Below are 7006 nucleotides of genomic sequence, written 5' to 3' on the forward strand. Positions count from 1 at the left end.
TCGCACTCCTGCGCAACACCTGGCGCGGCCTCACGTCGATGCGCACGGCACTGGTGCTGCTGTTCCTCCTCGCCGTCGCCGCCCTGCCCGGCGCGCTCCTGCCGCAGCGCTCGCTCAACCCCCAGAAGGTCGACGAGTACATCGCGAGCCACGGCTGGTGGGGTCAGCTGCTTGACCGCCTGGAGTTCTACAACGTCTACGGCAGCGTCTGGTTCTCCGCCGTCTACCTGCTGCTGTTCATCTCGCTGGTCGGCTGCCTGCTGCCGCGCACCTTCGAGTACGCCAAGGCCCTGCGCGGCAAGCCGGTCATCACGCCCCGCAACCTCGCCCGCCTCCCGCACCACCACCAGACGACCGTCGACGCCACCGGCGAGGAGGTCATGGCGACGGCGAAGAAGCGGCTGCGCGGTTGGCGCATGGTGGAACGCGAGGAGGAGGACGGCGCCCGGAGCATCTCCGCCGAGCGCGGTTACCTCCGCGAGACCGGCAACCTCGTCTTCCACTTCGCGATGCTCGGTCTCATCGTCGCGCTCGCCATCGGCAAGATGTTCCAGTACGAGGGCCAGGTCGTCGTCCTCGCGAACGGCTCGCAGTTCTGCAACTCGGGCACCCTGAGCTACGACACGTTCCGCCCCGGCCTGCGCGTCGACGGCACCGACCTCGACCCGTTCTGCGTCAAGGTCGACGGCTTCACCGCGAACTTCCTGCCCACCGGGCAGGCCGACTACTACCGCGCGGACATCGAGTACCAGTCGGGCGAGGACCTGGACACCAACACCTGGCGTCCGTACAAGCTCGAGGTCAACTCGCCGCTGCGTACCGCGGGCGACCGCGTCTACCTGCTGAGCCACGGCTACGCGCCCGTCTTCACCGTCACGTTCCCGGACGGCCAGAAGCGCACGCACACCACGCAGTGGCGGCCGGTCAACCAGATGACCTACCTGTCCGAGGGCGCCACGAAGTTCGACCCGCCCGGCGTCACCGACCCGGCGCAGCGCCGCCAGCGCCAGCTCGCGATCACCGGCCTGTTCGCGCCGACCGCGGTGATGCAGGGCGACCTGCTCGGCTCGGCGTTCCCCGACCTGCGCGACCCGGCCGTCGCGGTCGACGTACTCAAGGGCGACCTCGGCAACGAGTCCGGCCGCGGCCAGTCCATCTACGAGGTCAACCAGGACATGATCGACGCGGGCCGGCTGAAGCGGGTCGCGCGGCAGAACCTGCGGCCGGGGGACGAGATCACGCTCGCCGACGGCACCAAGATCAGCTTCGACGGCGTGCGGCAGTGGGTGTACCTGCAGGTCTCGCACGACCCGTCGCAGGGTTGGGTGCTCGTGTTCGCGGTATTCGTGGTGCTCGGCCTCGGCACGTCGCTCGTGGTCAAACGGCGCAGGTTCTGGGTGCGGACGGTGCCCGGCTCCGGGGACGGGACCGGCGGTACGGTGTTGCTGCTCGGCGGCCTCGCCCGTACCGACCAGGCGGGATACGGCGAGGAGTTCGGCCGCGTCACCGAGGACCTGCTGGCGGAGTTGGCACCGGGGCGGGCGCGGGAGAACGCGGTGGTCGGGAGGGAGTCCTGATGGACATCAACGAGACACTGTCGCAGTACAGCGACTGGTGCTACGGCATTGCCGTCGGCGCCTACTTCGTGGCCATGCTCTTCTACCTGTACGAGCAGGCCTTCGGCTACCGGCGGCGAGCCGTGGCCAAGGACCGCGAGCTGGTGGCCGTCGGCTCGGGCGGCGCCGACGAGGTGGCCGGCTCCGTCGACGAGCCCTCCGACGAGCCAGGTGACGAGCCCGTCCTCGAACGCAACGGCCGGGCCGAGCGGATCGGCAAGCTGGCCGTGGCGCTCACCGTCTTCGGCGTCGCGCTGCACGTCGCCGCGCTCGCGCTGCGCGGTCTAGCCACGCACCGCGCGCCGTGGGGCAACATGTACGAGTTCGGCGCGATCCTGTGCCTGATGGCCGTCGTGACCTGGCTCGTCGTGCTGCGCAAGTACGCGGTCCGCCACCTCGGCGTGTGGGTGCTGCTGCCGGTCGTCGTGCTGATGTTCCTCGGCGGCGTCCTGCTGTACACGACCGCCGCACCCGTCCAGCCCGCGCTCCAGTCGTACTGGCTCGTGATCCACGTGTTCACGATCGCGTCCGGCAGCGGCATCCTGCTCGTCCCGGGTGTCGTGAGCATCCTGTACCTGCTGAAGGTGCGGAGGCCGCGCTTGCTGTCCGGGCTGGCCGCGCGGCTCCCGGCCGCGGACGTGCTGGACCAGGTCGCCTACCGCGCGACCGTGTTCGCGTTCCCGATCTACACGGCCGGCGTGATCTTCGGCGCGATCTGGGCCGAGCAGTCGTGGGGCCGGTTCTGGGGCTGGGACCCGAAGGAGACCGTCGCGTTCGTCGCGTGGGTCGTCTACGCCGCGTACCTGCACTCGCGCGCGACCGCGGGCTGGCGGGGCGGCCGGGCCGCGACCATCAACATCGTCGGCTTCGCGGTGATGATCTTCAACCTGTTCTTCATCAACCTGGTAACGGCCGGGTTGCATTCTTACGCAGGGGTTTGACCTCGACTGTTGGACAAGCCGCACAGAGATCAGTAATCTCCGCTCCGGGGTTCGCCGAGTTACACCCAATTGGGTGAAGCTAGCTGGTTCTGGAGGGGCTGTGACATACGCAGAGGCATACGGTCGTAACGAACGACTGACGGTCGACCGGGTGCTCCGTCGCGAGAACCACCCGCTGGGGGTCCGCCGCGCCGAGGCCACGAAGGCCGCCTTCGAGGAGTCCGAGGCCTCGCACGCCCACAAGCGCTGGACGTTGGGTGTGGCGGCCGGTGCCCTGCTGATGGCGGGCACGTTCGCCGCCGGTGCGCTCGGCCTGCACGGCGGCGCCACTCCCGTCGCGGGTGCCGCACCCGAGCACGCGCCAGCGGCCCCCGGCCACGATCCCGGCCCCGGCGCTCCCGTGGTGGGCGCCCCCGTGCCCGGCGGCAAGGACGCCAAGCAGCAGCCGCTGGGCCAGCAGTCCCCGCGGGACCAGCAGGCGCTGCCGACCACGCCGGCGTCGGCCGGTTCGAACAACGGCATCCCGGTCGTGTCGAACACGGGCACGTCCGGTGGCACCGGTTCGAACAAGAGCGGCGACACCCAGCGCACCGCGCCGAGCGGCGGCACCAGCACGCCGACCACGCAGACCCCGCCGTCCACCACGACGCCGCCCACGACGACAACGCCGACGCAGCCGTCGACCCAGACCTCGGAGCCGAAGGGCAACGGCGGCCTCCTGGGCACCGTCGGCGGCGTGCTCTCCCCGGTGACCGACGTCGTCGGCGGCATCCTGTCCCCGTCGACCTCCTCGACCGACAGCACCGCGGCCACCAAGTCGGCCCCCGCCGGTCCGGCGCTGACGATGATCAACCCGCTGGGCGACCTGCTCGCCAGCTGAGCGGACGCCGTTCGGCCGCAAACGTTCCCACACTCGGCTCACGACGTGCGTCTGACGGCCGCAACCTGCCCGTGACCTGCGGGATACCGACCGGTTGCTGGTGCGAACGCGGGTAGCCCCCGGTGTCGACGCTCCCGAGCATGTGCGACTACCGTCGCGTTCGGAGGCGGACCCGTCAGTGCTTCAGGAGGAACCCAGCGGTGAGTGCGCACGGCGAGCCGGAGGGGGGCGTACCCCGCGTCGGCGGTGGTCAGGAACCCCCCACGGAGGACTTCGGCCCCCGGCCGCTCGTGTCCAACCTGGAGGATGAGGAACGGACCGGGTCGCGGCCGTACCAGGATCCGAACCCCCAGTACGCGGACCCGTCGGCCGCCCGGCCCCAGCAGCCCGCCGGCGCGCAGCAGCCCGGCCCCTACCAGGCGCCGTACGTCGACCAGACGCCGTCGGGCTCGCAGGCGGCGGTGTCCGGCGCCTACCAGGTGCCGCAGGGCAGTTCCGGGCCGTACCAGGTGCCCTATGTGGACCAGACGCCCTCCGGGTCCCAGGCCGCCGTGTCGGGTCCGCACCAGGTGCCGCAGGGCTCCGGCGCCTACCGCGTGCCCCATGTGGACCAGCCGCAGTCCGGTGCCCAGGCGGCCGTCTCCGGGCCGTACCAGGTTCCCCAGGGCTCGGGTTCCCACCAGGTGCCGCAGGGCGCTTCCGGCCCGCATCAGGTGCCGCAGGGGCCGTACCAGTACCAGCAGCAGTACCCGGTCCAGGCCCCGCCGCCACAGCAGGCGCACGGGCACGGCGGCGAGCTGTCGTCCCAGAAGCTGATCAAGCAGCAGAAGCGCCCGCCGCAGTCCGGCTGGCGCAAGGCGGTCTTCGTGGCCAGCGGCCGGCTGATCAACGTCGGCGAGAGCCCGCAGGAGACCCATCGCCGCGAGCTGATCGCGCGGGTCAACCAGCCGCTGCGAGGCTGCTACAAGATCGCGATGCTGAGCCTGAAGGGCGGCGTGGGCAAGACCACCACGACCACCACGCTGGGCTCGACCTTCGCCTCACTGCGCGGTGACCGGGTCATCGCCGTCGACGCGAACCCCGACCGCGGCACGCTCAGCCAGAAGATCCCCCTGGAGACCACCGCCACGGTCCGCCACCTGCTGCGGGACGCGGACAACATCAAGCGCTACAGCGACATCCGCGCGTACACCTCGCAGGGGCCCAGCCGCCTCGAGGTGCTGGCGAGCGAGCAGGACCCGGCCGTGTCGGAGGCGTTCAGCGAGGACGACTACCGGCGCACGGTCGCGCTGCTGGAGCACTTCTACAACATCGTCCTCACCGACTGCGGCACCGGACTCATGCACTCGGCCATGAAGGGCGTGCTGGACCTGGCGGACTCGCTGGTGGTCGTGTCCTCCGGCTCGGTGGACGGCGCCCGCTCGGCGTCCGCGACACTCGACTGGCTGGACGCCCACGGCTACCGCGACCTGGTGGCCCGCTCGGTGGCGGTCATCAACTCGGTACGGCCCGGCTCGGGCTCGGTGGACCTCGACAAGCTGGCGCAGCACTTCGCGTCCCGCTGCCGCGCGGTCTGCCGCATCCCGTTCGACCCGCACCTGGAAGAGGGCGCGGAGATCGAGCTGGACCGTCTCAGCGCCCCCACCCGCCTGGCCCTGCTGGAACTGGCGGCAACAGTGGCGGACGGCTTCCCGAGCGAGTTCTACTTCATGCGCTGACCAGCAGGACATGGCTCGAGCAACGCCACGAATGTCCGTCGCCCTCAGCGATCAGCTCCACAGGAGCGGGGTCCGGGGGCTCGGCCCCAACACGCCGACGGTCGTGCCCGGCGAGCAGGCGTCGCCGATGACCTAGGCGGGCGGTTCCTTACCGTCCGCCTCAGGCGGGTTGTTCTTGCGTTGGTTGAGACTGCGGAGAAACTCCGGGTCGTCGTCCGGTGCGACGGACCGGCTCGGCCCACTCACGCGACGGTCGCCGACCTTCATGGTGGGGTTGGCCGCGAACGCCCGCCACAGCAGGACTACGACGCACACCGCGCCGATTGCGGCGAGCAAGTACACCATCTGCTACCTCCTGAGGTACTTGGCATCGAGATTAGCCCTTTTGTACCGATTTAGGGGGTGCAGGGGTGGACCATGCCTCATGGTTGCTACGTCTTCGCTACGAGTGGCCGTTCGAGAGATTGGCCTCGGTGGTGAGCTCGGCAAGCAGGGTCTTCACCTCGGACTCCCGGAACCGGCGGTGGCCGCCGGGCGTGCGGATCGAGCCGATGCGACCGGCGGTGGCCCACCGGGTGACGGTCTTGGGGTCGACGCGGAACAGCGCCGCGACCTCGCCGGGGGTAAGGAGCCGCTCTCCGACATGTGCCGCTGTCACGTGTCCTCCTCAGGTGGATTCGACCTGGACCCCCCAATCGTTGCATCTCGACCATCGGGTACTCGAACGGTTGTCTTATGGTAAAGAGGTAGTAAGGGACAAAACGGCCGGTTCGGACAGGCTGCGGACGCGGCAAAAGTGCCGGCTAGAGTGCCCGCCGTGGACGACGTCGACCGCCGCATCATCGCCGCACTCAGGGAGCACGGCCGAGCGACCTACGCCGAGCTCGGTCGGCAGGTGGGCCTGTCCGCGTCCGCCGTGCACGAGCGTGTCGGCAAGCTCGAGACCAGCGGCGTCATCACCGGCTACCACGCCGTGGTGAACCCCACCATGGTCGGCCTCGGCGTCACGTCGCTGATCGGCATCTACTCGACCGACATCGCGGACGACGAGGACGTGGCCGAAGCACTCGCCGCCCTCGACGAGGTCGAGTCCTGCTACCGCGTCGCCGGCGACGAGTCCTTCATAGTCAAGGTACGCGTCGCGACGGTCGACGAGCTCGAACGGACGCTCGGGCGCCTGCGCCGCATCGAGGGCATCGCGCGGACCCGCACCACGCTCGTGCTGTCCACGCGCTTCGAGGGCCGGCCCAACACTTCGCAGGTGGGTGAGGGTGACGAGTAACGTCTCGGGCGTGAGCACGCTCTCCCGCGACTTGACCCTGTACACGCTGGGCCGCCTGGCGCTGGTCGGCGCGGTGACGGTCGTGCTGGTGCTGTTCGACGTGCCGCTGCTGGTGTCGTTCGCGGTGGCCATCGTCGTCGGCTTCCCGCTGGGGCTCCTGCTGTTCCGCGGGCTGAACCAGCGGGTCACGGCCGGTCTGGCCGAGCGCGGCGCCGAGCGGGCCGCGACCCGCGACCGCCTGCGCGCCGAGCTGCGTGGCGACGAAGACGCCCGCGAATGACCGCGGTCGACCGCTGTAGTGGGAAGACCCGCGACTGGGTGTGCGAGGCGGTCCGCGTCATCGAGGCCGACGCCAACCGCAGCGCCGACACGCACCTGCTGCCGTTCCCGCTGCCGTCCGAATGGAATGTTCGTCTTTACCTCAAGGACGAGTCGACCCACCCGACCGGCTCGCTGAAGCACCGGCTGGCCAGGTCGCTGTTCCTGTACGCGCTGTGCAACGGCTGGATCGTCGAGGGCACGCCGGTGATCGAGGCGTCCTCGGGCTCGACGGCCGTGTCGGAGGCGTA

General features: G+C 70.2%; 9 protein-coding genes. 7 read left to right on the plus strand and 2 right to left on the minus strand.

Features of this window, described 5'->3' with window-relative positions:
* Positions 1-38: 38 nt before the first annotated feature.
* From ACJ73U_RS14580 to ACJ73U_RS14595, 4 genes are all read left to right on the plus strand, one after another.
* Positions 39-1577, plus strand: a complete 1539-nt coding sequence (locus ACJ73U_RS14580; protein WP_407778151.1) for a cytochrome c biogenesis protein ResB — start codon at positions 39-41, stop codon at positions 1575-1577.
* Positions 1577-2557 carry a c-type cytochrome biogenesis protein CcsB gene (gene ccsB / locus ACJ73U_RS14585; RefSeq protein ID WP_407778141.1) on the plus strand — a complete coding sequence of 327 codons (981 nt, stop codon included), beginning with the start codon at positions 1577-1579 and terminating at the stop codon, positions 2555-2557. The genes ACJ73U_RS14580 and ccsB overlap by 1 nt, the downstream gene beginning before the upstream one ends.
* 151 nt (positions 2558-2708) lie before the next feature.
* Positions 2709-3437, plus strand: a complete 729-nt coding sequence (locus ACJ73U_RS14590) for a hypothetical protein (RefSeq protein ID WP_407778142.1) — start codon at positions 2709-2711, stop codon at positions 3435-3437.
* 299 nt (positions 3438-3736) lie between these two features.
* On the plus strand, positions 3737-5155 hold the full coding sequence (locus tag ACJ73U_RS14595; RefSeq protein ID WP_407778152.1) for an AAA family ATPase: 1419 nt from the start codon (positions 3737-3739) through the stop codon (positions 5153-5155).
* A gap of 132 nt (positions 5156-5287) precedes the next feature.
* On the opposite strand, the gene ACJ73U_RS14600 is transcribed toward ACJ73U_RS14595, so the two are convergent.
* Together ACJ73U_RS14600 and ACJ73U_RS14605 are read right to left on the minus strand one after the other, a co-directional pair.
* Positions 5288-5500, minus strand: coding sequence for a hypothetical protein (locus ACJ73U_RS14600; protein ID WP_407778143.1), 213 nt, complete (start codon positions 5498-5500; stop codon positions 5288-5290).
* Between the two features lie 97 nt (positions 5501-5597).
* A complete protein-coding gene (locus ACJ73U_RS14605; RefSeq protein WP_407778144.1) occupies positions 5598-5813 on the minus strand; it encodes a BldC family transcriptional regulator in 216 nt (71 codons plus the stop codon).
* Positions 5814-5972: 159 nt separating this feature from the next.
* Between ACJ73U_RS14605 and ACJ73U_RS14610 the strand changes: the two genes are divergently transcribed.
* The 3 genes from ACJ73U_RS14610 to ACJ73U_RS14620 all read left to right on the plus strand — a co-directional run.
* Positions 5973-6437, plus strand: a complete 465-nt coding sequence (locus ACJ73U_RS14610) for an Lrp/AsnC family transcriptional regulator (protein ID WP_407778145.1) — start codon at positions 5973-5975, stop codon at positions 6435-6437.
* A 10-nt stretch (positions 6438-6447) separates the two neighbouring features.
* Positions 6448-6717: a DUF4229 domain-containing protein gene (locus ACJ73U_RS14615; RefSeq protein ID WP_407778146.1), complete on the plus strand. Its 270-nt coding sequence runs from the start codon at positions 6448-6450 to the stop codon at positions 6715-6717.
* Positions 6714-7006, plus strand: a 293-nt coding sequence (locus ACJ73U_RS14620; RefSeq protein ID WP_407778147.1) for a pyridoxal-phosphate dependent enzyme, incomplete at its 3' end; no start/stop codon positions are given. The genes ACJ73U_RS14615 and ACJ73U_RS14620, both read left to right, overlap by 4 nt.

Source organism: Actinophytocola sp. (genome assembly GCF_045807065.1).
Lineage (GTDB): Bacteria > Actinomycetota > Actinomycetes > Mycobacteriales > Pseudonocardiaceae > Actinophytocola.

Coding starts and splice junctions, on each gene's coding strand:
- ccsB (WP_407778141.1), top strand. CDS start 1,577: ATGGACATCAACGAGACACTGTCGCAGTACAGCGACTGGTGCTACGGC.
- ACJ73U_RS14580 (WP_407778151.1), top strand. CDS start 39: ATGCGCACGGCACTGGTGCTGCTGTTCCTCCTCGCCGTCGCCGCCCTG.
- ACJ73U_RS14600 (WP_407778143.1), bottom strand. CDS start 5,500: ATGGTGTACTTGCTCGCCGCAATCGGCGCGGTGTGCGTCGTAGTCCTG.